Origin of the sequence: Jannaschia pagri, assembly GCF_019655435.1 — a bacterium.
Classification (GTDB): Bacteria; Pseudomonadota; Alphaproteobacteria; order Rhodobacterales; family Rhodobacteraceae; genus Jannaschia; species Jannaschia pagri.
This window is the reverse complement of the sequence record NZ_BPFH01000009.1, coordinates 15,283-39,694: the sequence shown is the minus strand read 5'-3', so window position 1 is coordinate 39,694 and position 24,412 is coordinate 15,283. Positions and strand designations below refer to the sequence as shown.

The window sequence follows — 24,412 nt, the reverse complement described above, 5'->3', positions numbered from 1 at the left end:
ACTTGGCATACTATGACAAATGCCTGTGTCGCAAGCCTGATTTGAGAAATTGGCGAGGTTTTGCCACCGTCTAAACGACACTCAGCCTGCCCTAGGGAGCAAAGCCAACTTCTAAGTAGATGTTGTCTTTAATCGCAGGCTGAACCGATGCCCTCACACTCGATTTTCACCAGAACTGCCGCCTCTGTTTTTGCTCTTTCTCTCGGCTTTGGTGGCCTTGCCCATGCCGATCAGGCTTGGGAAAATCCCTCAGCCTTTGACGGCGAATGGACACCAGGAACCACCCAATCGCCGAACGCGATGATCCGGGCAACGCTTATCACTATTGGCGGGGTTGGTCAGGTGGAGTTATCGATCTCAGCTTTTGCGCAATCTCCCATGGCCAATGCCCGGTGCGGGTATCTGGTTGAACTAGATGGCGGTGTCGTCACTGCGAGCTATCCGCAAGATCTGCGCGGCCCATGTCCTCAGGATGTCGGATTTAACCTTGAGCGTGTGTCCAACAACCAACTGGCTTTGAAGCTCTCACCAACTTCGATTGAAGAGTTCCAAGAACCGCAGGCGATGATCTTGACGGGCAACCGTCGTCCATTGCTTGAAAGCGAGTTAGCAGCGCCAGTCGCCAATCTCGACATTCTTGGGATCGCTCCCGGCATGGAGCGTGCAGCGGTAGAAGCCAAACTCAGGGAGTTGGGGTTTGAACTGGTTGCAGAACCACAAATCAGGCTCGTTTTCGATGCTTCGCGAGAGACAGCCATTTGGGGACGCCAGCCGAGCGAAGATCGACGTCGCGGCGTTGGTGGGATGGGTGATGTGGTCTCAATCAGCTTTACAGCGGCTGGTGCTCGGTCAGAGATGCCAGCACGTGCAGCGTTTATCAGCCGTCATTGGTGGCCTGCGGATGGTGACAACTTCCCAGTGGAGTCCGTAAAGCAGAGCCTGATCGACAAACACGGCCCGGAATACCTGAACGGTAAGAGAATGTATCAGCGCGATGGTAGCCCGGCCAATCTCACGGAAGTTACTAACTGCACCTACAATGCTTCGATGCCGCTGCTGCAAGCACACCATTTCGAAGGCAGTAAAAGTGAGACCGTCTCGTACAAGAGACGAACCGAGGATGTCAGCATAGCTTGCGGCCCCACCGCCAACACACATGCCAAAGGCAATCCCTCCGGGATGCTCGATAGACTAACAGCTTTGGTCTTCAACCCAGATATCATCTGGCAGGATATGTGGAGTGATTGGGCGTACCAGAACTTTGTTCGTCTGTCTGATCAGATCGATACGGCAAAGTCGGCAACAACCGCCGCGCCCGAACTCTAGGCACAAAACCCGCCATGACCCGCGCCTTACCACGGACATGGCGAGAAGCGTATCCAGATACTCAATGCATGAGGAAAACCATGAACCATCAATACGGACTTGGCATGTCCGGCTCACAGCACGGCAACTACAACGATCCGAGCTACATCGTCGGCAAAAACAACCGCGCGGCGGCGGACAAGCTCGCAGCCTCTATGAGCAAGCCTTCGGGAAAAACACCCTCAGGCGCCACTTTCTCAACCGGGTCGGGTAAATCAGGCCGAAAAGAGCTGATGATTGTGGTCGGTGTGCTCCTAGGCTGCCTATCCGTAACTCTTGGGTTTATTCAGATTATCAGTTTCATCGGACCCTAATCGAACACACTTTGGACAGATAGCTTCCAATTTATAGCTTAGAAATAATGCGGCGAGGAGTTAAATCAAATCAGTTCAAAATCCGCATGCGTCATTCGAGGCCATTCGGTCAAGATGCACTAAAGAACCCACAAGAGAAATCGAGCCATAGCTAAGATCATTAACAAACAACGATGCTTTCAGACCATTTCGCAAGCTAAGAAAAAGGCTCTCCGGGGCAAAAAATGCGAACGAGAAGTTGTCCACTTTCCGTGCATAATAGCTTTGAACTGAGCCGTCGTCTATGGAAATCCCTATCTCCATGCCTTCTCCCAATTGAAGTCGAGGATCAAGCAGCTGTTCCTCATGATCTCCTTGCCCATATCGATGAAGTACTATGCCCGCAGAGAAAGCCCCATCGCATGCCATCGCAAAAGAAAATGCTCTAGTGCTTACAGATTTCAATAAGACACGCCCGTTTCCCGAGAGTTTCCAGTCGAAGAATTCTTCATCCCTTTCTGGGCTCATCGTATAATGAACGTAGATATTATCTTGAAGAGTCAAGCTATCACTAACCTCGCCGACCTCTATTAAATAGTTGCCACCTTCATAAACTCCAAAGAGAAAGCTTCCAATGCAAGTACGCCCTTCTCCAAAGCACTTCTTTCTTGCGGAACCATCGTTCGGCAGAACTGCCTCGTCGAAAAAGATATTGAACTTCGCGCCACCTTGTAGGATTTGAATTTTATTGCCAATAATCCTAAACCCAGTTTTCCCCGAAAAAAATCCGCAACACCTATTTTTCCCCAAGACGGCGTAATCCAAATACTGCGATCTAATAATCACATCAGAATCGGGTCGAAGGGAGAATAGATCAATTTCATCATAATAATTACCGATCCGCCGGTTTAATTCATTGAGTCTGTTTAGGATAGAGAATGTGAAAGATGTTTCACTCAACTCACAATCAGAGCCGGAGGCTATGAGTAGGAAGGGACTGCTAGCTATGCTAGTATCCTCACATAGCTTCTTTCTGAAACTGGGAAAGCGCTTTTGGTTCTGAATGTCCAAAAGTAAGGCGCGCAAATCAGCCCTTACAGAGTCGAGGAAGCGCACCTTGTAGGAGTGATCTAGTGCCAAAACTGCGTCTAGTATTCTTTCACGCTTGTATATTGGAAGATTGGGATTGGCCAAGAATTCAAAAATATCTTTTTTTGAAGGTATCACATTGGATGCAATATATTCATCCTCTAGGGAAACTCCATCTGCCAAGGAGTTCAGTAAGCCTAACTTTGTTAACGGATATCCAGCCGTGATGATCTTGTCACTAGCGGCGATACCGCCTTCGTCAGGGCTTCCTAAATCCGGTTTTTTTACATCCCCAAAAATTGATGATAATATTAACGGGATAATAAGACTTAAAAGACAAAAAAGCAGCCCAAGCCTAAAGTCCCTTTGTCCAAGTTTGGCATCTTTTATTGATTTCTTAGCATTCTTTAGGGTATTATTAATTATATGAATAATTCTAAAGATCATCTGCCGGGTGCGGTTCAAGAAAAAAACGAATTTAAGATCGCCCATTGTTTCTACATCGCTGCGGGATCCACTATAGGGACTGCGATCTCGCAGAGTCCTTTCGAACTTGGTGTGAACGCTAGCTCAGCTGCATATATTTTTGCGCTTTTTTCAACGATTTCTCTTTCATTAATTGGGGCGAGATCAATCGTTCTTTCTATTCTAAATTCCTCCTTAGACGCAAAAGAAGTTGACGAGCCAACAGTTAAGAGATCGGCAGAGCTACAAGCAAGAAAACCACAGTAGGCGTTCTTAGATCCCGCAACCGTCCTCCACAATGCAGGATAGATTGGTGTCATAACCTTTGGCAACCTTCTGTTTACCCGTGCAGTCAGAACTTTGCTTCGGCCACGATTGAGGCCTCTTTTTCTCAATCGTGATGGAGGTACGTCATGCGATGGCGTCAAAAATTATGCTTTTTTTCAGCCGGGTTCGGTGCGAGTTGCGTGCTTGCTGCGTCGCCAGCCTTAGCTGAATACGTCTACTTCAACGGTCAACTCATCGAACAAAGCACGCTCAATCTTTGGATGACGGTTGCCCGTATCGGCATACCTGTCCTGTCCGGTGGTGTCGGGTTCGGTCTGGGGTTTCTGTGCAGCCCCAAGGCTAAACCCGTGCGGATGATCGCTGGTGTTGGCCTGTTGGGTGCTGCGGGTCTGGCTCTGGTGTTCTCAAACGGCTGGCTCGGTTGGGGCGTCAGTATGGTTGCCAGTGCCGGAGCCTTCTGTGCGGCTCTTGGGTATTGGCTGGGTAAGGCGGCACAATCGCTCTTTGAGGTGCCACCAACATTCGGGTCTGCGTCTTGGGCAACTTCAAAAGAACTGTCTGAACGCGGGCTGTTTGCTGATGACGGTCTTCGCTTGGGTGGAGCTTTTAACGGCGAAGACCTGCAAACTCTGTCTTATTCCGGTGATCGGCATCTATTGACGGTGGCTCCAACGCGCTCCGGGAAAGGGGCCACTCAGATCGTTCCCAATCTCTTGACCTATGAGGGGTCCGTTCTTGTGATCGATCCGAAGGCTGAGAATGCCAAGATCACAGCCAATGCCCGGATCAATATGGGACAAGAGGTGTACTTGCTAGACCCTTGGGACATCGCAGGCATCACCACAGCAGACGGCAAGCTCGCCCCTTCCTGTCTCAATCCGCTTGATTGGCTGATGCCAGACGATCCCGATGTTGCCGAAAACGCCATGTTGCTTGCCGATGCGTTCATCGAACACGACAACAAAGGCGATAGCTTCTGGGTGGAGGAAGCCAAGGCCTTGTTACAAGGCGTGATCCTCTATGTCGCGTCCGATCCTCGGGAAGCGGAGCACCGTCATCTGGGTCGTGTGCGCGAACTGATGCTGCTGGATGGTGACGGGATCGACATGCTGTTTCATTGCATGTTGGAGTCACCCCATCACGTGGTTGCATCCACAGGTGCGCGGTCCTTACAGAAGGACCCGAAGCTCCTCGCCAATGTTTTGGCAGCGGCACAAGCGCAGACCCACATCCTCGATAGCCCGCGTCTGCAAGAAACTCTCAGCCGATCAGATTTTGATTTTGCGGAGTTAAAGCGCAAGCCGATGACAATCTACCTGATCTTGCCTGCGGATCGGCTGCACACCTTCAATCGCTTCTTGAGACTCATGGTGCAGCAGGCTCTTGTCGTGAATGCCCGCTCCATTGATGTACAACCCCAAAAGCCGGTGTTGTTCCTTCTTGATGAGATGGCGGCTCTCGGCAAACTGCCCATGATCGAAGAGGCTTACGGCCTGATGGCCGGGTTCGGGATTCAGCTTTGGGGGATCGTGCAGGACCTCTCTCAACTGGAAAAGCTCTATGATAAAGGATGGCAGAGCTTCATCGCCAATAGCGGTGCGATTGGCTACTTTGGCTCACGCGACAAGAAGACGGCGGAGTATTTCTCAAGCCTATGTGGTGTCACCACCGTCTGGTCTATCGCGACGGCCCTAGGCCGCGCATTTAGCGTCACATCTTCCCAGCAAGGCGGCTCGACCACCAATAACTCGTCCTCAACATCTACGTTCACTCCGGCACAGCGCAATCTGGCCTATCCCGATGAGCTTATGCGGTTGTCGCCAGAGAAACAGCTCCTGTTCATCGAAGACATGAACCCGATCCAAGCCCACAAACGGCCTTGGTTTGAAGATGATGACCTTAAATCGCGAGGTGTCGATCTTCATGCACCCGAGGCGGACAAACCCTTTGAGTGACGAATCAAACACACCTTTCCCATCCCGATAACGGGGTGGATTTTTCCTTGTTCTCATGCAGACGCACCCACCATGGAAGATATCCACAAGAAAGGCGACCGCGCCACAAACGCATTCCGGTATGCGTCCAAGGGGTTAGAACGCCCTCAGTTCAAACCGCCACAACCAAAGCTTCGCGACAAAGACAACGCTCAACCCCGCATCCAACCGCCTCGGTTCGTAACTACGCCAGCTCCGAACCTTGCTCCACCGGGAATGTCGGGTATCAAGACAAACAAGCGGTTGTACGGGCAAGAGAGAACAGTGCGGGGCAGCGCGCCCAAACCACCGCAATACAAGCCCGGTGAACGCGGCACGGTCGCCAAGACGTTCAAATCCATCGCCGGGAAAGATCATGACAGAGGGATCGAGAGGTAGGGTGTTGAACGGAATCACAATTTGGATGCGTCGTCGATAAGGCCATCGTACGGCGGTACATATGCAAGTTTTTTTGAAGTTTTCTGCTTTTATGTGCATAAGCTGGTTGGAAGACCTTACTACCGATAGGAACTCTGACGTAAGCTTCTCATGATTAAGTAAGAGTGTGAGGCGCATGGAAATTCTCAAACTAGACGACGCCGAGAAAGTCGCAAGGCTTTTGGAGCGCTACATTCAGTCCGCTCACCTAAATTTTCTATTCGGCTCTGGTGCTTCGATGCCGGCTATCCAGCTTGCTGGAAACGTTGAGCAAGAAGTCGATCAACACTTAGTGGCATCAGAATATGAAGAAGCAAATAAGAAAGCCCTCACTTTCATTGAAGAATTGGAGTATCAGCATGGCTTTCTTCCAGCAGGTTATACAGAGGGCGACGACACCGATATAACCCTGAAAAACTACCTCCATTTCTTGAGCTCCATCGATCGCATTCTCTTTGAGCGTAAAAATATACTTCTGCCTCGCCAAGCCAATGTGTTCACGACGAACTATGATGAGTTTTTTGAAGTTGCAGCATCGCTTCTTCCTTCACTAGTTCTAAATGATGGCTTCAATCGACGCATTGGGAATTCAGGATTTGAATTTGCACCAGAACTGTTTTTCGACCGAGTATATAGATCGGGCACAGTGTATCAGCATCAATCTGAAATACCGGCGATAAACCTAATTAAAGTTCATGGATCGATCTCATGGAAGCGCCAAGCCAACGAAAAGATAACGCTTGGCGAGCCAGAAACAGATCAGCTCACGGTGGTCCAGAAAAACAACCCGAAGGACGTTAGTGATGCGCTTGCTAAAAGAGCCGTGATTTTACCAAATATGCGGAAATTCGAGTCCACACTATTAGATCGAGTATATTTTGACCTGTTACGTTTATACTCGAACGCAATGGAGATGGAGAACGCATTACTCTTTGTATTTGGTTTCTCGTTTGCTGATGAGCATATCTTGGACATCACTCGAAGAGCACTACGCAACCCTACCGCACAGGTCGTAGTATTTAGCTATAGTCAGAAAGGTGCTGTCGATCTCGAGGCAAAGTTTTCAGCCTATCGCAATGTAATAATTATTAAACCCACCGATTCTCAATATATTGATTTTCCGGTGCTGAACTCTTTGTTTGATAAGATCGGTGCTGTCCCCGAGGCGCTTCATGACTAGTGGGCGGCTTCAGCAGGAAGCTGTACTCAGGGTTGGCGAGGTGACCGAAGTCACAGGCCGCAAAATTTCAGTGACAGTGGATAAGGACAAGAACCTATCTGAACTGTTCTTTGACGGTGAGTTGATCAGGAACGTAGCAGTGGGTAGCTACATCGATATTCGAAAAGGCTTTGTGAGTCTAATAGGTAAGGTAGATGGTGAATACGCTCGTCCCGATTCGCCCTATCCTGTGGAAGCTACTAGGGTGCCAAATTCAAAGAGGTCGCTGTCAATAAGCCTTGTAGGCTATGTGGACCGCTCCGGAACGTTCTTTGGCGGGACCAAGGAGCTACCCTTGGTAGGTAACGAAGCCTACTTGCTGACCAGCGAGAAAGTTCATCAAATACACAACCTCGTTTCGGAAGACGCAATACCTTTGAATGTTGCGGTCTCGGATTATGAGGGATTTGAGATCAGCCTTCCAGTCGACGGGCTAATGAACAGTCACATCGCTATTTTCGGCAATACAGGCAGCGGAAAATCGAACACAGTTGCTTTGTTGTATCAGAGCTTCATCGAAGCTATGCGAAACAGAAATCAAGTATTGTTTGACCAAAGAGTGCGAATTCTGTTCTTCGACTTCAACGGCGAGTATTCCCGAGAGAACTGCTTAACCACAGATAAGATAGTTTACAATCTGTCCACCAGACATGACCGGGGTGATAAGGTTCCGCTATCTGAGGCTGGGTTTCTTGATTTTGAAACTTTGGCCATACTTTCAGATGCGACTGAGAAGACTCAACGCCCTTTCATACGACGAGCCCTAGGTTTAGCTAATCGGGTTGGACAGGGTGAGGAAGGGAGGAACCATCTGCGAAATATGTTGCGCATGCAGATTACGCAGATCTTGCAAATGGCGGACAAGGAGCGCGCCTTTCTCCTTATTGACTACATGCGTCAAATCCTACCTGAGCGCGAGGAAGACGGCGTCGATGTACCTCTTGAACGCGACCTGGAATGGCACAACACGACGGCCCAGTTTATTGGCGCTGGCGATTATCTAACCAGTAATCCAAATGCAATACCAAATACAGAAATCTATCAACGTGTTGAAGTCTACGAATTTTCCAATGATATTATTGCCGACTTTATATCAACTTGTTACGTTCAGCTGATTTGGGATGTCCTCAACAATCGCGCTCAAAACGATCATATTGCTCCAGCAATAAACAAGCTCAAGAGTAAGCAGGCGGACATAAGGAAAGTCTTTGATCCTGAGAACACTGGCGACGTCTTCGGTAGAAATGTGGTCGTCATAAACCTGCACGACGTCAATATTGAAATGAAAAAAGCGCTTCCTCTTTTGATTTCTAAGCGTATTTATCAAGAGCAAAAGGACCGTGCCGATATGGATACTGCGTTGAGCATCGTCATTGATGAAGCCCATAACATCCTATCTTACGAGTCGTCTCGAGAAGCGGAAAGCTGGAAAGATTATAGATTGGAAACATTTGAAGAAATCATCAAAGAAGGTAGAAAGTTTGGGGTCTTTATAACCGTATCTAGTCAACGCCCGAGCGACATATCCCAAACGATCACTTCACAAGCCCATAATTATTTTATTCATCGGCTGATTAACAACCGTGATCTGCAGTCTATTGCTACCGCAGTCTCTTACATTGACAAAATCACGGAAGACTCGATCCCCACGCTGCCGACTGGAACTTGCATCTTCAGTGGGATGGCGGGCCAGATGCCCATGAAACTAGCGATGAGACCTCTGCCCAATATGCAGCAGCCCAAGAGCACAACACGGAAGTTGTCTGATATCGTTCCCTCGGCACAAGCTGATATCATTGATCAGAGTATTTAGGCTTTTGCTTACCTGAGCAACTTAATTTGGTATCACTTGACCATTTATCGCTGTGGGAACTGAGACAACCATTTCTCTCCACCCTCCAAGGATCGCCACAGATCATAAGCCTGCACTGCATGAGCCTTCGCCTCTTCAATCGATCCAGCCGCTACCCATTGCTCGTTAGTTCTCTTGGGATGACGCTTGAGAAGTAGTTGCCCGACCATGTAAGGGTTTGCCTTTCTGGCTGAGGCCACCAGCTCAGCCGCTTTGTCAAGATTGCCGTCTTTGAAAGCATATAGCGCAGCCCACATACTCATTTCGGTGCGGACGTTATCCCCGCAGTCTGCCAGCACTTCTTGACCGATCGACCATCTGCCTTGTCTGGCCAACCACTCAGGCAAAAGAAACCTCATACCGATATTGTCGTTTGGGCAGATACGAAGCATGTGAAGTGCGATTTCAATGGCCTCTTCTTTCGCGCCCTTTCTACTATCTTCCCAAAGTGACAGGGCTAGAGTATGCAGGCCCCGCATGTATGGTCGAGTCCTTGTAATGCCCCAAAACGGAAATTCATCCGAAGGCGCAGCAGCTATTTCTTGTTCGAACTCGACTTCACCTAGGCGCACTGCTTCCCTTGCATAGGCCTGTTTTTGGCCTACTACATGGGCTAGCTGGGCAAGGATGACATAGCAATCAATCGCGTCCGGCTCCAATGCGATGGCTTTTAGTGCCGCATGGCGAGCGCCAGTATGGTCGCCAACTTCCAGCTTGCCCCACGCCAAGTCTTCAAATTCTTGCCATTTTGAAGGCTGCCAATCTGAATGCACTAAAGTCTCCTATTCTTTTGCTCAAAGCCTTACACTGCACGATAAATCAGGCTCTCACTGGCAACATATGTCTCTGTGTAGTCAAAGGCCAGATCACGCGCGATAGCGTCTAGATCGATGTAGTTGGCAAGGTGTTCGGGGATGTCACCGAACAAGCCTTCATCAACAAACTGCTCGGCAAGCTCGCGCATGCTCTCGACATAGTGTATGTCTACATCAAAATCATCTGGTGCAACGGTCTCGGGATCGAATGTGTACCCGGCCTCTCCAACAGCGATGATGAACACACGCTTGTCGTGATCGTCCCACGCATCCACGGCATCGAAAAACGCACCTAGACTAGCTTGGTTAACTTCCCATGCCTTTGCGAGCGCACAGTCAATTGCTTCACCGTCGATGAACTGAATTTCATACCCTTCGACAGGGTCATCACCATACGCGTTTCGGTTCTGGGCGACCTTTTCGGTGTATTCCTCAGCTGAACCAAAGAAGAACCCGTTTGCGGTGATGTCATAGGGTTGTGCGAATAGCTGTGTCATCTGTCTTCTCCTCTTTGAACTGACGTGTTGCGCATGCAACCGTCTGGCCTCCGCCGAGGAGTGGGGGTGCAAGGATCAAAGACAGGCGAATGCCTGGGACCGGAGCCACGCGCAGCTGCACATCAGGAAGCGAGCATGGTGAGGACCCACTCTTTGATCTGCGCGGGGGCGGCAGCCCTAGTTCTTTTTGATCGTGGTCCAGCGGACGAACCCGCTGCGCCATAGGGGTTTTGGGGGAGCATGGAAGCTCCCCCCGAATGGCGATTAAACGGCCAATCGTTTATGCATGGTTCGGTGCAGGTGGAGAGGCATATCTCCAAGCCCTGCGAGTGTTTGACCGGCGATACGGTCTCTCGGTTGGGGTTAGGGTCAATCCCGATCTCAGCCGACAAGCCGGGGGGATGCAACGGGGGCGCGCAGCGGGTCCCCTTGCCAAGAAAGCGTGGTACTACCACGCACATCTTGCGATCATCACAAAGACACCTCCTACGCCAAAACTCTGTAAGTCTGCTTCACCCATGACCCAATCCACCGCGTCACTTCTTGGTAATGCTCTGGGGCAATGAGCTCATTTTCTATAACCGACTAATATTACAACTCTCGTAGTTTCATCGGTTGTAACAATACCGCTACCATCAAGGAACTTATACCTTTTATTTTCCCTCCAATATTTTTTGACACCACTACAAATACAATTCTCTAAACATCTTGGAGGTACGCTTGACCCATTTCCTTGCAAGGTGCGTGCAGGTGATGACTATGCTAAGAATTCGCAGTTGACTCTGGGACCAATTCGAGTTGAAGACGCTCATATACTTTATCGATTATCCGCTCGACTAAGTACATATTAGGAGCAGGATTGATAGGATAAAAATCACCATCTCCCACTAATCTAATTATTTTCTGGCCTTTGTCAGCTAAAAATTCTCGGAAATCCTTTTCTCCAACGCACAAAATATCTTCCGCAGTTAGTTTAATATTTATAGCCAAGCGAAGGGATAGCTTGCCGTCAAGAGGTCCTTTTTTTCGCACCTCTTCAATAGCCTCTATAATTTCTTTTACATCATCAATGTACGCGCTCATTTCCCATAGCCAACTGAAATAACAAATTTTTTACTGAAATCTGTTATAACTCTAACATTTCCATCTTTGAATTTGTATCTATTATTTGGCTGCAATTCTGACGATCCATTTCGGATACAATTTTCAACAAAACGAGGCGATATACTATGGCCAGTCTCGATGTTCTTTTTTACACCCACATAGTTCTCATTGGCTACCGCTGGATCACCCGCATAAAAGCCAAAGGCTGGCAGGTTCATGCCTTGCACAGCATGGTGAGTGTAGTACCGACCGGCAAGCTTAGCGTAGACCTTGCCATCGACAGTCTCTTGCGGATAGTGAGCCCACGTCGTCCATTCGGGTCTTATGGACTCCCAGTTGAAGTCTTTTTTGACTGACGGCGCACCCTTTTCGTCGTCAAAGATTGTTCTAGTACTTTCTCCTCCAGATCCTCCAACGCCTTTTGTGAACAGTGTTTTCTGTGTCGATTTCACCTTAGCGGTAGCTTGTATCTCCACCCCTCCCGTGCAGAAGCATCCACCTTCATGAAAGGGTCTTGACACTAACTCCTCTTGCGCAACAGTCCGCTTCAACGGTCCTATAGTTCTTTTCAGGCGTGCTTGCTCAGAAGCGCTGAGTTTTACCCCTGCATGATGGGCATAATTTACTGCCGCCATCAGGCCAGCAAGCAACCTCACCCGCTCAAACACAGGATACATTCTTGAAACTTCGTAGTAATTCTGATGAAAGGTCTGAGCCTGCATTCCTGCCAGCGTCTCGGGATCATTGCGCCTAAAATGTTCACGAGTTCCATCGGCAAGATCACGATACATGCTGCTATCAATCCAGACAGACGGATGTGGGCGCAACTGTATAACATCACCATTTTGCGCAACATCCAGAGGCGTTTCCATTGCTACAATGGCACCGCGATTTTGAAGACCGGCCTGTTGAACACCCACCTTTCTTGCAAGCTCATCAAACAATGGTGGCTGCTGCCAACTGTTGTCCATGGCACTACTTTTATGAGGTTCTAAAACGGACGGAACACTGCCCATTGTTAGCCCCTTCATTAGCCAATCCGCAAAGAACATGCTTTGCCCAAAATTGGTTGCTGCCAACCATGGCGGATCAAATACTTTTAGATTGAGATGAACTACATCGGCTCCCGTTCCCTCAAGAGAAAAGGTCGGGGCAATGGGCGAAGAGTGAGCAAGATATGTCAGATACAGAGCAACATCTAAATCTTCTGCGATCAGCAACGGAGGGACATGTTCTGCTGTCTCTCCAACGACAAAGAATGCTCCATCCTTCACTTCAACGAAGTCCAGACCGTGCCATCCACTAGGTAGCGGAGCAGTGTTTTGAACATATCGCTGTGGTAGTGGGACACCGTTTTCGTTCAAATTGTTGTGCAATATGCCCACTCTAGAGATTGAGCGCTCTAAGCGGCTTGCCGTATATCCCAGAACTTCTGCATCGGCATAGGTTCTAATCTCATGCCATAATTTCTGCGGGGCGCTGTCAGCGTTCTGTTTCTTTGCCTGTGCCGCATATTCAGAGGCGATGACTATGGTTCTGTAGGCTGCTTCTGAGAGTGTTCCATCATCATCACGCCAACTATCAGAGAGCTGGATTTGATCTTCTGGTCCGTTGGCCTGATTGATATCCATTTGAAAGAAGCTCTTACCTTCCTCTATCCATCTCGAGAAAAACCTGGCGTTGGGGTGACTACCTCTAAGGGAGCGCCGATAGTATTTTTGCGCTGATTTGAGGTGTTTAGGTCCTGTGAGATTGCAGGCCAAGCCATATTTGTAGCTTAAACAACAATCTATGAGAAAGCGGCTTGGTAGGTCTTCTGGGTTGAAGTTTTCGTCCTTGTAATATGATATCCAAAACGCAAAGGACCCAAAAATCATTAATGCTGTAACAACAAATCCAAAAAATCCAGCTAGATAAAAGAGGAGCGGAAAATTTGAAAGAAGACGCATGATTGCAGCTGAAGCGGCGACAGCTATGGTAGCGAGGAGTATGCAGAGTAGTGAGTGGGTCAGATAAGCTTTCTTTTCTTCAGTCCAAACCTGATTGGTCATATTTCCTCCAGAATAGAAGAGGTATTTTCTAGTGACGAAAGTGAAGAGGTCACTGGCTTCTTGCCCCCTGACGAATGTAATACCGGCACATTCTGTCTCTGTTCTACGCTCAAGCTGACCGGGTTAGTTATAACTGTTCCATGATTCAATCCACAGCGTCACTTCTTGGCAACGCTCTCGCGCACTATGAGTTTGTCATGGAAGAGCCGTTTGGTATTGCTGTTGACGCGACTGACGTTGACGATGCGACCTTTTGGGCAACAGCAAGTATCAAGGGCAACGTTCTGCACATCGATGCCAGCACCGCCGTCGCAGAACAGATCACAGAGCTTTGGGAACGACTTGACGGTTTCGAAGGTATCGACGCCGACGTGATGGTTCGTAACTCTCTGGTCTGGCTCCTTCTCCACGAAACACAGCACGCCGAACTGGGCCACTTCACCCTCATGGGGACCGCTCGAATTTCCGAGGGACATCCTCCGTCCTTTGGGTTGGTTAGCCGTCCACAGATGCCACAAGCCTTCGGTGACCTTCCGGCTGCTACCTTGGCCGCTCTGCCGTTTTGTCTAGAGATGCAGGCTGACCACAACGCCATTGCGTTGATGGTTGAGCAATACAGCACTGGCGAATGGGGTATTCTGAGGAAACGCGTTGCGGCGATGGTCGCGATGACTGTTCTCATCGAGCGTGCTGATCTGGACCGCAAAGGTAATCCTCGAAGCCATCCACAAGCCGCAACGCGCCTGTTCCAGCTTTTGGGATATGTCCATCAGTTGCCTCTAACCCCGGCCATGATGGAAGCTCGGGAACATGGGCGCGGATCGCTCAACCCAGCCGATATCCCGGATCAAAGCGAGCTAAATGCGTATTTTGAGCAAGTTACTAAACCGTGTTTGGAAACCGCTCGCCACATCATCGCACAAAGCGAAGTGTCATCGCTTGATGACCTTGGCAACGATGAAGCGTTCTTTCATGATCTGGATATCATCGCCAACAACCAGACGGCGCGGTTCTCTCGGTTGCAAACACCCGGCGCACAGGAACTCGTTCGCCTCATTGATCACAACAACCTGATCATGGCTGCGCTCAACCAACCGATCCCATGGGCACCTACGCCACAAACCTGACCGCCACGCGGAACAGCGCGAAGCGTTCTAAAGAACGGGACTTAATCTCGCTTGCAAGGCTGTTCAGCAATGCGGGAGCGATAGGCCCACCTAGCTGGGGAACTGCTTTCTCAATCGTTTTAAGGGAAGCAAGCTTGATCTCCTCATCAATCACCAAGCAAACAAACTGATGACGCCCGGTGTCATCGTTCTCCGTTAGAGAGATTGGCTTGCTATCCCCTGAGTGCGGCACAACATTGATGCCTGCACCAACCATGCAGCGTAATCCTGTACCATCTTTCGATAGCGGCAAAGGATACCAATAGCCTTTGTGCTCTTGGAACATGATTGCCGATCCAGACCTTGGCGCGTCAATCTCAAAACAAAACGGTGTGCCGAGTTGTAGGCTGGTTATCTCCTCCGCGCTGTCACGAACGCGTTGAACGATCCCGAACTGATCCAGACGTTGGATTTTAAGTCCTGTTGCCTGCGCCCGCTCTTCTATCAGACGCTTCCATGGGCCAGCTTCAGGGGCTGGAAACAGGTCTGGCACAACCTCATGCACATCTGCCCAGTGGTTCTGAGACAGCCATGAGTGGATTTTGCGGGCGCGTGCTTGTGCGATGTTGCCACGCCTGAAGTTGGAGATGTAGTCCGTCCCAAAAACGATGTCTTGACCAACCGCCCGAATGATCAACACCTCAATATGAATGTTGGATAAATCAGCCACAGCGCGCAAAGCGCGATAGAGCTGCTTGCGGTCTTCGATGCTCATATCATGCATGTGTATTCACCCGCCTTAACCGCCTCATTACCCCCAGCTTTCATGGCTGATCTGACATAGGTTTATCGCAAAACCACTGCCTATAGGCCTGAAAATTTTCTTGCCAATTCAGACCAATAATGGCAGTATGTTCCCTTTTTGTTCTCACGTGAGGGTGTGAGAGAAAAGGAGCTTAACACTAAAAATAATCGTTTGGCAGGCCAGACAGAAAGGACGCGATATGACCTCAGATTTCAACGACACAGCACACCACAAGGATCAGTCGAGACCACCCAGCCTGTCAATCGATTGGGATGCTTATCTTCCCTACCTTGAGGATGATGATATCTCTGATGCTGACAAGCGCGCGTTGATTGAAACGCTTTGGTCCATCGTGACGTTCTTTGTCGATCTGGGGTTTGAGGTTAGGTCTCCGTCCAAACCTTGTGGACAAGAGCAACCCAATATCCCGCAACGAGTCGCGGATATGGTAGGCTCTCACCATCACCAGAAAAACCAATAGCAAAGGAGGTCGTATGCAGGATCACTCACTCAGGATTCAAACCGCACAGCAAAGGGCCGTCATCTACGCGCGCGTGTCCTCCATCGCGCAAGAAACCGAAGGCCATGGTCTAAAGTCGCAAGAAACCCGATGTCGGGAATATGCCCTATCCAAAGGGTATGACGTCGCCGCAGTATTCCCTGACACGATCTCGGGTGGTGGGGACTTCATGAAGCGCCCCGGCATGGTCGCGCTATTGTCCTTCTTGGATGCGCAGCCAGATACGAGCTTTGTTGTCATCTTTGATGATCTCAAACGCTTTGCGCGCGATACGAGGTTCCACCTCGACCTACGTGAAGCGTTTCGCACGCGCGGTGCGACCATCGAATGTTTGAACTTCAAGTTTGAAGACACGCCTGAGGGTGAGTTCATCGAAACCATCATGGCTGCGCAAGGCGCGCTTGAGCGCAAGCAGAATGGTCGTCAAGTTGCCCAGAAAATGAAAGCCCGGATGCAGAACGGGTATTGGATTCACAACCCACCTGTCGGCTACCGCTATCAGACTGTCAGAGGGCATGGGAAACTTCTCATTCCGAACCCGCCACTCGATGAAATCATCATGGAAGCGTTTGAGGGATTTGCCTGTGGGCGATTTCATTCTCAGGCGGATGTCGCCCGTTTCCTACAAAGCCATCCTGAATTTCCCCGGAACAAACACGGCGTGGTTACGCAGAAGCGCGCCGTCGATGTCCTAACGCAGCCCATTTACACAGGGCATATTTGTAGTGAGCGATATGGCTTGCACTGGCTCAAAGGTCATCACCAACCTCTGATCTCTGTCGATACGTTTGAGAAGGTCCAGCAAAGGCGTGCAGAAGCGACCTATGCGCCAAAGCGCAAGAACATCGGGGAAGACTTCGCCTTACGTGGATTCGTTTGCTGCGATGGGTGCGGAGCGCCGCTCAGGTCGTCTTGGCCCAAAGGAAAGTACAAGCGATACGCATACTACCTGTGCCAAACAAAGGGCTGCGATAGCTACGGCAAGTCCATCCCTCGCGACAAGTTGGAAGGCGAAGTTGGAGACCTGATCAAGACCTTGGAGCCAACCAAACCGCTCTTGGCGCTTGTTACCAAGATGTTCTCTGACGCGTGGGATGCGCGGATCGCGCAAGCACAAGACAAAATCAAGGCGGCCAAACGCCAGATCGCGGATGCTGACAAGCAGATCGAGTCTTTACTCGACCGGATCGTCGGCACAACCAACGCACGGGTCATCTCTGCCTACGAGAAAAAGATCAGCGAGCTTGAACGCGCCAAGGCTGGATTTGCCGAAATCGCCGCAAATCATCGTCCGAACCAAGGTAGGTTTGAGGAATTACTAGAACTCTCTCTTCGGTTCATATCAAGCCCTTGGAAACTCTGGGAAACAGGCGACATAAATCTACGCAGAACAGTGATAAAACTGACTTTTTCAGGCCGATTAAACTATTGCCGGATCAAAGGAACTAGAACACCAAATCTGTCTTTACCTTTCAAGGCTTTAGGGGTGTTTTCGGGGATCGAAATGAAAGATGGTGCTGCTGGAGAGAATTGAACTCTCGACCTCTCCCTTACCAAGGGAGTGCTCTACCTCTGAGCTACAGCAGCGCCGTGCGGGGCGATTACTGCCTCCTGCGGGCGGGTGCAACCCCTGTGATGTGACCTCCGGCATCTTTGCAATTGATCGGGCTTGTGGCGCATGATGTCGCCGCGACGCCATTGTTCTCGGAGGTCTTGTTTATGTCTTTTGCCTTTGATCCCTCCCGGTATGCACTGACGGGCTTTGTCGTGACATTCGATGGGGCGGGGCGGGTCGCGACATCGGCCGCTGCAAGTCTTCTGGTGCCGCGGACCCCTGATTTTGGGCTTTTGCGCTACGTGTTCGATACAGATCCGCTGGCCGAGCCCGGAACGGCAATCGTGACCAAGGGCGAGCAGGTTCTTGTGGACTTAGACGGCGACGGTGACGACCGGCTTCGCTTGTCGCTCAGCCCAGAAGAGCCTTCGACCACAGTGCGCGCCATGACTTACGAGGTTGATGGACGGGGCTATACCGTTCTTGAGGTGGACATTGCCGGAACAGACGAGCGGGTGTTGATCCCGATCTCACCCTTGCCCCTTGCACGCGCGCCGTCCGCGGACGTGCAGACCGTTCAACGGCTGCTGGACGCTGTTACAGATCGGCGGCCGGCGGATGCGGGCACTGGCTTTGGACCTGGCGAAGAGATTGATACGCTTGCGGCCCGTCGGTTCGGTGGCGAGTTTGATATGGGCGACGTCTTCCGTGCGTCCAGCGAAGGCCGAAGCACCGTCAAGGGAACCGAGGGCAACGACGTGCTTGTGGCCCGGGGGCCGCTCGACGTGCCAACACAACTGCAGGGCAACCGAGGGGACGATTGGCTCGACGGGTCGCTGGATGCCCGCGCCATCTTGGACGGAGGTTTCGGCAACGACACGATGATCGGTGGAGAGTTGGCGATCGTGCGTGACGCGGGTGACGTTGTCATCGGCACCCGGTCGGTGAAGTCCTTCGTGGACTATACCTTGGGGGAGGGCACCGAAGACGGGCAGCTTGTGGGCACGCGGGCGCGATCTCTCGTCGGAAATGACGAAGACAATCTGCTGATCGGGAATTCCGCTTGGAATGCGACCTTGAATGGCGGTCTGGGCGACGACACGATTGTTGTGGGCCGCGGGCGTGGGTCTCAGATCACCGGGGGGGAGGGACGCGATGTCTTCGTGTTTACCACCGCAGACTTCGCTCGCAGGATCACCGACTTCGAGACGGGCGTGGACAGAATCCTAATAGACGACGCAGCGCGCTTTGCGCCGGTGCTCGATTTCTATGATGCGGACGAAGGGACGTTCGTCCTAGACCCGATGTATACCGAGTTTTACCGTGAGGGCGAAAACGGCGCTCGCGTCAGGATCAGAGAATACTCTTCTGACGAAAACACCTCTTACATTTCTGTAATGACCCAGCATTACCACCGCGATGGGAGCCCGAACTTTGCGCGCTTACTAAGCCTGGTTGGCGTGACGGGTACCGTTTCTGCATCGGACATCTTCGTCGGGTCGCGCACAGCGGACCCCTCCACCTGGGTAAACCTCGCGGACTTTGTACCGCCGCCCGTCGTCCTGCCGCCGATACCGGACGGTCTTGGGCCGTTCGACGCGCAGGGAATATCGTCTGATGAGGAACCCATCGCACGTGGCACCAACGGAGATGACTACCTGACGTCACACGGCGATACCGCTGGGGTGCCGACGCAGTTGCGGGGCTGGCATGGCAACGACTACCTTGATGGCAGCCTCGATCCGCGCTCGATCCTTGATGGTGGGCGGGGCGCGGATACCATGGTCGGTGGTGATCTGGCCGTGGTGGATAGCCGTGACGACGTCGTGATAGATGTCCGCGCCGTCCGCACGGACATCTTTGATTACACGCTGCCGGATGGTGTCATAGAGGGACAGGTCGATGTGCACAGCGAGCGGGACAGCGGAGACCTGACAGGTAACGATGCCGACAACCTGTTGATCGACCTATCGGGGCGCGGCTTTAACGTCCTGCGTGGCGGCGAGGGCAACGACACCTTGATTGCGACCCTGGATGGCGCCGGTTTGCCAGGTGAGTTCCGCAAGATCGACGGTGGGCCTGGCGCCGATGTATTTGTATTTGCCAACCTGCCAGAGATGGTCGTTGGTGGCTTTGAACCTGGTGTGGATCGTATCTTGTTGGATGGAGAGACGACCTGGGCCCATGTACTCGAGAACTATGATGCCGAGGCTGGCGGCTTTACAGTCCCGCCTGTCATCATCGCCCCGCCTGACGAGGTGAGTGATGGCGGTGGAACGTATTTCTTTCCCGACGGCACCAGTCTCTGGATATCGCACAACCGCTCGAACTCAAGTCTGTGGCAGGTTAAGACGGATAGGCCGAACGACACCCCCTTAGGTTGGCTCTCGTTATCCGGCGAGGTCACACCGTCGGATATCTATATCGGCTCGATCGCCGCGGACGAATCCACCTGGATTAACCTCGGCGACGTGATCCTGTAGCGGACCGGCAGCGGCGTCAAAACGAACCCCGCTGGACCCGCCCGCGACGCTTCGCTATGCGTCGCGTCTATGGGCAAGAGCGATCATCCAAAGGGTGCGGCGGACCGTGATGCACGGTTAAAAGCCGCACTGAAAGCGAACATGGGCCGCCGCAAGGCGCAGGCCCGCGCGCGCAGGCAGGATGACACCCCAGACGCTGAGCAGGCCGAGCAGAAGGACGACGCACAAGATGGATAGCATTCTCGTCACCGGAGGCGGTCCCTTATCGGGCACAATCCCCATTGCGGGGGCTAAAAACGCCTGTCTCACACTCATGCCTGCCACGCTGTTGTCCGACGAGCCTTTGACGCTGACCAATGCGCCGCGCCTGTCCGATATCCGCACCATGAGCACCCTGTTGGAGTCGCTCGGGGCCGAGGTCAGCGCGCTGTCCGATGGTCTTGTTTTGGCGATGTCGTCCCATGCCTTGAACGGCAACCGGGCCGACTACGAGATCGTGCGGAAGATGCGCGCCTCGATCCTCGTCCTCGGACCGCTGCTGGCCCGTCTGGGGGAGGCCGTGGTGTCGTTGCCCGGCGGTTGCGCCATCGGGGCGCGGCCCGTGGATCTGCACCTCAAGGCGTTCGAAGCCATGGGCGCGACCCTTGAGCTGCGCGATGGCTATGTCCACGCCAAGGCGCCCGAGGGTGGGCTGCGTGGCGGCGAGGTCGAGTTTCCCTTTGTGTCCGTCGGTGCCACCGAAAACGCCCTTATGGCGGCCACACTGGCCCATGGGACGACGATCCTCCGCAATGCCGCGCAGGAGCCGGAGATTATCGACCTGGCTAAATGTTTGACGGCCATGGGGGCCAAGATCGAGGGCGCGGGGACGGATACGATCACGATCCATGGCGTGCCAAAGCTGCACGGTGCAACGCACCGGGTCGTCACCGACCGGATTGAGCTGGGCACCTATATGCTGGCGCCGCTCGTGGCCGGCGGTGAAGTCACCTGCCTTGGGGGTAGCCGCGACCTTCTTGAGGCCTTCTGTGCCAAGATCGAAGAGGCCGGGGCAGAGGTAACGGAAACGCCCGAGGGATTGACCGTCAAGCGCGCCAACGGCCCCATGAAGGCCGTCAATGTGGAAACGGAGCCGTTCCCCGGCTTTCCGACCGACCTTCAGGCGCAGATGATGGCTCTGCTGTGCACCGCCCAGGGCGAGAGCACGCTGGAAGAGACGATTTTTGAGAACCGGTTCATGCATGCCCCCGAACTGACCCGCATGGGTGCGCAAATCGACGTGCAAGGTGGGCAGGCCAAGGTGACGGGCGTTGCCCGGCTCAAGGGAGCACCTGTCATGGCGACGGATCTGCGGGCGTCGGTGTCCCTGATCCTGGCGGGCCTGGCGGCAGAGGGAACCACCCGGGTCAGCCGTGTTTACCACCTGGATCGTGGTTACGAACACGTGGTCACCAAGCTGCGCGGTGTTGGGGCTCAAATCGAACGGGTCCGCGAGGATGGCTGACGCCCGCTTCCGCGACGGTGATGATCGCCCCCTGCGGCTGTGGGCGACCGATGGCGAGGACTTGCAGGTCGTCTCGGCGCTTTGTCAGGATGCGGTCTTGCCCGCCTCAGAGATGCGGTGGCGCAAGCAAGCGCGCAGCCTGGATTTGCTCATAAATCGGTTTCGCTGGGAAAATGGCGCCCGCAGCGCGGAGCGGGTGCAATGCCTTCTGACCATCGGCGATGTCACCGCCGTGCGCGGGCAAGGTGTCGTCCCGGGCGATGCCGACACGGTTCTGTCGCTGTTGTCGCTGACGTGGGTGCCGGCGGAGGGGGACGGGGCGACGGACGGCCTGTTGGAATTGACTTTCGCGGGCGATGGCGCGGTGCAGGCGCGCTGCGACTGCCTTGACGTGACCCTGCGCGATGTCACGCGGCCCTACGGCGCCGTCTCAGGCAAGGTCCCGGATCACCCCGAATGATGGTGCGTCGCCTGAACGCGGGCGATGCCGCCGCGTGGCACGGGTTGATGACCGAGGCCACGCGCAGCCACCCGGCGGCCTTTCTCTTGTCGCCAGATGAACTCGCCGCCATGACGCCGGAACAGATTCAGGCAAACATGGACCAAGGGCGCTTGCGGGGCCTGTTCCATGGCGACCGTCTTCTAGGGTTTGCCGGCTTGCACCTTTGGCAAATGGACCGCTTGCGGCACCGTGCGGATATCGGGCCGTTCTATATCACGCCTGACGTGCGTGGCGCGGGTGCGGCAGATCGCTTGATGGATGCGCTGGCGGATGTGGCGCGGGCAAACGCCGTGACCTGGCTCGATCTTTGGGTCGCGGCGTCCAACGGGCGGGCGCGGGCCTTTTACAGGCGCCATGGATTCAAAGAGATCGCGACGCGCGAAGATGCGGTGCGCATGGGCGATGTCTCCGAGGACGACGTTCTGATGACCCGCCGACTTGGCCGTTGAGCGTCGCACAATCGCGCCGCGACCGGGCGACACCTTGAGGCTGCGGGGCAGGGGGGCTAGGTCCGCGATGACCTAAGTTTCGAGAGCCCAATGCCGCAGTTCCTGTCCACCACCGATGCCGATTTCGAGACCCGTTTTGAGGCGCTGCTCCATATGAAGCGCGAAGACGCGCCCGATGTGGACGCGGTGGTGGCTGAGATCATCGCCGATGTGCGGGCCAGGGGCGATGACGCCGTGATCGACCTCACGGCCAAATTCGACCGGTTGACCCTCACGCCGGAGGCCCTGCGGATCTCAGATGCGGAGATCGCCCAGGCCGCCGCGCAGGTCTCGCCTGAAGACCGCGCCGCGCTGGAATTGGCGGCGGAGCGGATCCGTGCCTACCATGCCCGCCAGATGCCCGAGGATGCGCGTTGGACCGACGCGTCGGGGGCAACGCTTGGGTGGCGCTGGGGCCCAGTGGACGCGGCGGGCCTCTATGTGCCGGGGGGGCTCGCGTCCTACCCATCGAGCGTTTTGATGAACGCCATTCCCGCGCGCGTGGCGGGCGTGTCGCGCCTTGTCATGTGTGTGCCCAGTCCCGATGGCGTCTTGAATCCGCTGGTTCTGTTGGCGGCGCAAATCGCGGGCGTTACCGAAATCTATCGCATTGGCGGGGCCCAGGCCGTCGCGGCCATGGCCTATGGCACGCAGACGATCGCGCCGGTCGATAAGATCACGGGGCCGGGCAACGCCTTCGTGGCGGCTGCCAAGCGCCGTGTCTTTGGCAAGGTCGGGATCGACATGATTGCAGGCCCGTCCGAGATCCTGGTCATTGCCGACCGCGACAATGATCCAGACTGGATCGCGGTCGATTTGCTGTCCCAGGCCGAGCACGACGAAAGCGCGCAGTCCATCCTGTTGACCGATGACGCGGCCTTTGGGCGGGCCGTGGCCGAGGCCGTTGAGGCGCGCCTGGAAACCCTGGAACGCCGGGCGATTGCTGGCCCGTCCTGGCGGGATTTCGGGGCGGTCGTCACCACGCGGGACCTGGACGAAGCCGCCACACTGTCGGACCGCTTGGCGCCGGAGCATTTGGAACTGGCGGTCGCGGACCCTGATGCCTTGGCCGATAAGATTACCCATGCGGGAGCGATCTTCCTCGGCCAATGGACGCCCGAAGCCATCGGGGACTACATCGGTGGGCCAAACCATGTCCTGCCCACGGCGCGCTCAGCACGGTTCTCCTCCGGGTTGTCTGTCATGGACTTTCTGAAGCGCACGACACTTGCGCGCATGACGCCTGAGTCCTTGCGCGCCATTGGCCCTGCGGCTGTGCGCCTTGCGACCTCCGAAAGCTTGGAGGCCCACGGCCTGTCCGTTCAGGCGCGCCTTGGCCGCCTCAACTCCGACGAGACGGCCTGAGCCATGCCTGCCGTTCGGGCATGGCGTTGTTGCTGATTGGCCCGTTTCCGGACTGATGCCTTGGCCCGTGCGGCCAACCCTTCAAAGGTGCCTTGCGGTCCGGGCGCTGTCACGCAATGGTCACGCAAGATTCTGTCGTCGCCAAAGGATATCGCCGGCCCATGACTGCCGACCGCCTGATTCACATCGAAATCGACGACCGCGGCTTGCCCACACCAACGCCGGAGATCGAGCAGGAACGGGCCGTGGCGATCTTTGACCTGCTCGAAGAAAATGCCTTTTCGTTGGAGGCGGATGGCGCGCCCGAGGGGCCGTACCGCCTTCACCTGGCGATCCGGGACCGCAGGTTGGTGTTCGATATCTCCACCGAGGCGGCCAAAGCGGGCGAGTTCCACCTGTCCCTCGGCCCATTTCGGCAGGTGGTCAAAGACTACTGGCAGATTTGCGAGTCGTATTTTGACGCTGTCAAAAAGCTGCCGCCCAGCCAGATCGAGGCCATCGATATGGCCCGGCGCGGGATCCACAACGAGGGCGCGCGCATTCTGCAGGAGCGCCTCGAAGGGAAGGCCCTGATCGACAAGGATACCTCTCGCCGCTTGTTCACCCTTATCTGTGTTTTGCATTTCGGGGCTTGA

21 protein-coding genes and 1 tRNA gene are annotated in these 24,412 nt (G+C 53.6%); 14 read left to right on the top strand and 8 right to left on the bottom strand.

What is annotated here, in order from left to right; translation table 11 throughout:
• The first annotated feature begins 147 nt into the window (after nucleotides 1–147).
• Both K5R33_RS17880 and K5R33_RS17875 read left to right on the top strand, forming a co-directional pair.
• A complete protein-coding gene (locus tag K5R33_RS17880; protein WP_220750451.1) occupies nucleotides 148–1,326 on the top strand; it encodes a hypothetical protein in 1,179 nt (392 codons plus the stop codon).
• Nucleotides 1,327–1,406: 80 nt separating this feature from the next.
• Complete coding sequence (locus K5R33_RS17875; RefSeq protein WP_220750450.1) at nucleotides 1,407–1,679, top strand: hypothetical protein; 273 nt, start codon at nucleotides 1,407–1,409, stop codon at nucleotides 1,677–1,679.
• A 75-nt stretch (nucleotides 1,680–1,754) separates the two neighbouring features.
• On the opposite strand, the gene K5R33_RS17870 is transcribed toward K5R33_RS17875, so the two are convergent.
• Nucleotides 1,755–3,239 carry a hypothetical protein gene (locus K5R33_RS17870; RefSeq protein ID WP_220750449.1) on the bottom strand — a complete coding sequence of 495 codons (1,485 nt, stop codon included), beginning with the start codon at nucleotides 3,237–3,239 and terminating at the stop codon, nucleotides 1,755–1,757.
• 386 nt (nucleotides 3,240–3,625) lie between these two features.
• On the opposite strand from K5R33_RS17870, the gene K5R33_RS17865 reads away from it, so the two are divergent.
• From K5R33_RS17865 to K5R33_RS17855, 3 genes are all read left to right on the top strand, one after another.
• Entirely contained in the window at nucleotides 3,626–5,455 is a 1,830-nt protein-coding gene (locus tag K5R33_RS17865; protein ID WP_220750448.1) for a type IV secretory system conjugative DNA transfer family protein, read from the top strand.
• A 592-nt stretch (nucleotides 5,456–6,047) separates the two neighbouring features.
• Nucleotides 6,048–7,091: an SIR2 family protein gene (locus K5R33_RS17860; RefSeq protein WP_220750447.1), complete on the top strand. Its 1,044-nt coding sequence runs from the start codon at nucleotides 6,048–6,050 to the stop codon at nucleotides 7,089–7,091.
• A 40-nt stretch (nucleotides 7,092–7,131) separates the two neighbouring features.
• On the top strand, nucleotides 7,132–8,943 hold the full coding sequence (locus K5R33_RS17855) for an ATP-binding protein (RefSeq protein WP_220750446.1): 1,812 nt from the start codon (nucleotides 7,132–7,134) through the stop codon (nucleotides 8,941–8,943).
• 44 nt (nucleotides 8,944–8,987) lie between these two features.
• Here the strand turns inward: K5R33_RS17855 and K5R33_RS17850 are convergent, their stop codons facing one another.
• The 4 genes from K5R33_RS17850 to K5R33_RS17835 form a co-directional block, all read right to left on the bottom strand.
• Nucleotides 8,988–9,755 (bottom strand): hypothetical protein, encoded by a 768-nt coding sequence (locus K5R33_RS17850; RefSeq protein WP_220750445.1) that lies wholly within the window; start codon nucleotides 9,753–9,755, stop codon nucleotides 8,988–8,990.
• Between the two features lie 29 nt (nucleotides 9,756–9,784).
• Complete coding sequence (locus tag K5R33_RS17845) at nucleotides 9,785–10,294, bottom strand: antirestriction protein ArdA (protein WP_220750444.1); 510 nt, start codon at nucleotides 10,292–10,294, stop codon at nucleotides 9,785–9,787.
• 762 nt (nucleotides 10,295–11,056) lie between these two features.
• Nucleotides 11,057–11,377, bottom strand: a complete 321-nt coding sequence (locus tag K5R33_RS17840) for a hypothetical protein (RefSeq protein WP_220750443.1) — start codon at nucleotides 11,375–11,377, stop codon at nucleotides 11,057–11,059.
• Nucleotides 11,374–13,449, bottom strand: coding sequence for a hypothetical protein (locus tag K5R33_RS17835; RefSeq protein ID WP_220750442.1), 2,076 nt, complete (start codon nucleotides 13,447–13,449; stop codon nucleotides 11,374–11,376). The genes K5R33_RS17840 and K5R33_RS17835 overlap by 4 nt, the downstream gene beginning before the upstream one ends.
• Before the next feature lie 197 nt (nucleotides 13,450–13,646).
• On the opposite strand from K5R33_RS17835, the gene K5R33_RS17830 reads away from it, so the two are divergent.
• Nucleotides 13,647–14,576: a hypothetical protein gene (locus K5R33_RS17830; RefSeq protein ID WP_220750441.1), complete on the top strand. Its 930-nt coding sequence runs from the start codon at nucleotides 13,647–13,649 to the stop codon at nucleotides 14,574–14,576.
• On the opposite strand, the gene K5R33_RS17825 is transcribed toward K5R33_RS17830, so the two are convergent.
• Complete coding sequence (locus tag K5R33_RS17825; RefSeq protein ID WP_220750440.1) at nucleotides 14,560–15,330, bottom strand: hypothetical protein; 771 nt, start codon at nucleotides 15,328–15,330, stop codon at nucleotides 14,560–14,562. The two genes, K5R33_RS17830 and K5R33_RS17825, sit on opposite strands and share 17 nt — an antisense overlap.
• A gap of 229 nt (nucleotides 15,331–15,559) precedes the next feature.
• On the opposite strand from K5R33_RS17825, the gene K5R33_RS17820 reads away from it, so the two are divergent.
• On the top strand, nucleotides 15,560–15,841 hold the full coding sequence (locus K5R33_RS17820; RefSeq protein WP_220750439.1) for a hypothetical protein: 282 nt from the start codon (nucleotides 15,560–15,562) through the stop codon (nucleotides 15,839–15,841).
• Nucleotides 15,842–15,854: 13 nt separating this feature from the next.
• Entirely contained in the window at nucleotides 15,855–17,414 is a 1,560-nt protein-coding gene (locus K5R33_RS17815) for a recombinase family protein (protein WP_220750438.1), read from the top strand.
• On the opposite strand, the gene K5R33_RS17810 is transcribed toward K5R33_RS17815, so the two are convergent.
• Nucleotides 17,393–17,467 (bottom strand) — tRNA-Thr (locus K5R33_RS17810). The two genes, K5R33_RS17815 and K5R33_RS17810, sit on opposite strands and share 22 nt — an antisense overlap.
• Before the next feature lie 132 nt (nucleotides 17,468–17,599).
• Between K5R33_RS17810 and K5R33_RS17805 the strand changes: the two genes are divergently transcribed.
• Nucleotides 17,600–19,918 (top strand): calcium-binding protein, encoded by a 2,319-nt coding sequence (locus K5R33_RS17805; protein WP_220750437.1) that lies wholly within the window; start codon nucleotides 17,600–17,602, stop codon nucleotides 19,916–19,918.
• 117 nt (nucleotides 19,919–20,035) lie between these two features.
• Here the strand turns inward: K5R33_RS17805 and K5R33_RS19135 are convergent, their stop codons facing one another.
• Complete coding sequence (locus K5R33_RS19135; protein ID WP_255576512.1) at nucleotides 20,036–20,158, bottom strand: hypothetical protein; 123 nt, start codon at nucleotides 20,156–20,158, stop codon at nucleotides 20,036–20,038.
• On the opposite strand from K5R33_RS19135, the gene murA reads away from it, so the two are divergent.
• The 5 genes from murA (at nucleotide 20,148) to K5R33_RS17780 (ending at nucleotide 24,412) form a co-directional block, all read left to right on the top strand.
• Nucleotides 20,148–21,422 (top strand): UDP-N-acetylglucosamine 1-carboxyvinyltransferase, encoded by a 1,275-nt coding sequence (murA, locus tag K5R33_RS17800; RefSeq protein ID WP_220750436.1) that lies wholly within the window; start codon nucleotides 20,148–20,150, stop codon nucleotides 21,420–21,422. The two genes, K5R33_RS19135 and murA, sit on opposite strands and share 11 nt — an antisense overlap.
• Nucleotides 21,415–21,882 (top strand): DUF2948 family protein, encoded by a 468-nt coding sequence (locus K5R33_RS17795; protein ID WP_220750435.1) that lies wholly within the window; start codon nucleotides 21,415–21,417, stop codon nucleotides 21,880–21,882. The genes murA and K5R33_RS17795 overlap by 8 nt, the downstream gene beginning before the upstream one ends.
• Nucleotides 21,879–22,373: a GNAT family N-acetyltransferase gene (locus K5R33_RS17790; RefSeq protein WP_220750434.1), complete on the top strand. Its 495-nt coding sequence runs from the start codon at nucleotides 21,879–21,881 to the stop codon at nucleotides 22,371–22,373. Before K5R33_RS17795 ends, K5R33_RS17790 begins: the two co-directional genes overlap by 4 nt.
• Nucleotides 22,374–22,463: 90 nt before the next feature.
• The gene (gene hisD, locus K5R33_RS17785; protein WP_220750433.1) at nucleotides 22,464–23,777 is read left to right on the top strand and encodes a histidinol dehydrogenase; all 1,314 of its coding nucleotides are present in this window, start codon (nucleotides 22,464–22,466) and stop codon (nucleotides 23,775–23,777) included.
• Between the two features lie 161 nt (nucleotides 23,778–23,938).
• Entirely contained in the window at nucleotides 23,939–24,412 is a 474-nt protein-coding gene (locus K5R33_RS17780; protein WP_220750432.1) for a UPF0262 family protein, read from the top strand.

Excerpts from the sequence above, each read along its gene's own strand:
- murA (WP_220750436.1), top strand. The coding sequence starts at position 20,148 with ATGGATAGCATTCTCGTCACCGGAGGCGGTCCCTTATCGGGCACAATC.
- K5R33_RS17870 (WP_220750449.1), bottom strand. The coding sequence starts at position 3,239 with ATGGGCGATCTTAAATTCGTTTTTTTCTTGAACCGCACCCGGCAGATG.
- K5R33_RS17865 (WP_220750448.1), top strand. The coding sequence starts at position 3,626 with ATGCGATGGCGTCAAAAATTATGCTTTTTTTCAGCCGGGTTCGGTGCG.
- K5R33_RS17830 (WP_220750441.1), top strand. The coding sequence starts at position 13,647 with ATGGAAGAGCCGTTTGGTATTGCTGTTGACGCGACTGACGTTGACGAT.
- K5R33_RS17880 (WP_220750451.1), top strand. The coding sequence starts at position 148 with ATGCCCTCACACTCGATTTTCACCAGAACTGCCGCCTCTGTTTTTGCT.
- K5R33_RS17790 (WP_220750434.1), top strand. The coding sequence starts at position 21,879 with ATGATGGTGCGTCGCCTGAACGCGGGCGATGCCGCCGCGTGGCACGGG.
- K5R33_RS17845 (WP_220750444.1), bottom strand. The coding sequence starts at position 10,294 with ATGACACAGCTATTCGCACAACCCTATGACATCACCGCAAACGGGTTC.
- K5R33_RS17805 (WP_220750437.1), top strand. The coding sequence starts at position 17,600 with ATGTCTTTTGCCTTTGATCCCTCCCGGTATGCACTGACGGGCTTTGTC.
- K5R33_RS17780 (WP_220750432.1), top strand. The coding sequence starts at position 23,939 with ATGACTGCCGACCGCCTGATTCACATCGAAATCGACGACCGCGGCTTG.
- K5R33_RS17860 (WP_220750447.1), top strand. The coding sequence starts at position 6,048 with ATGGAAATTCTCAAACTAGACGACGCCGAGAAAGTCGCAAGGCTTTTG.
- K5R33_RS17820 (WP_220750439.1), top strand. The coding sequence starts at position 15,560 with ATGACCTCAGATTTCAACGACACAGCACACCACAAGGATCAGTCGAGA.
- K5R33_RS17840 (WP_220750443.1), bottom strand. The coding sequence starts at position 11,377 with ATGAGCGCGTACATTGATGATGTAAAAGAAATTATAGAGGCTATTGAA.
- K5R33_RS17875 (WP_220750450.1), top strand. The coding sequence starts at position 1,407 with ATGAACCATCAATACGGACTTGGCATGTCCGGCTCACAGCACGGCAAC.
- K5R33_RS17835 (WP_220750442.1), bottom strand. The coding sequence starts at position 13,449 with ATGACCAATCAGGTTTGGACTGAAGAAAAGAAAGCTTATCTGACCCAC.
- K5R33_RS19135 (WP_255576512.1), bottom strand. The coding sequence starts at position 20,158 with ATGCTATCCATCTTGTGCGTCGTCCTTCTGCTCGGCCTGCTCAGCGTC.
- K5R33_RS17825 (WP_220750440.1), bottom strand. The coding sequence starts at position 15,330 with ATGAGCATCGAAGACCGCAAGCAGCTCTATCGCGCTTTGCGCGCTGTG.
- K5R33_RS17815 (WP_220750438.1), top strand. The coding sequence starts at position 15,855 with ATGCAGGATCACTCACTCAGGATTCAAACCGCACAGCAAAGGGCCGTC.
- K5R33_RS17795 (WP_220750435.1), top strand. The coding sequence starts at position 21,415 with ATGGCTGACGCCCGCTTCCGCGACGGTGATGATCGCCCCCTGCGGCTG.
- hisD (WP_220750433.1), top strand. The coding sequence starts at position 22,464 with ATGCCGCAGTTCCTGTCCACCACCGATGCCGATTTCGAGACCCGTTTT.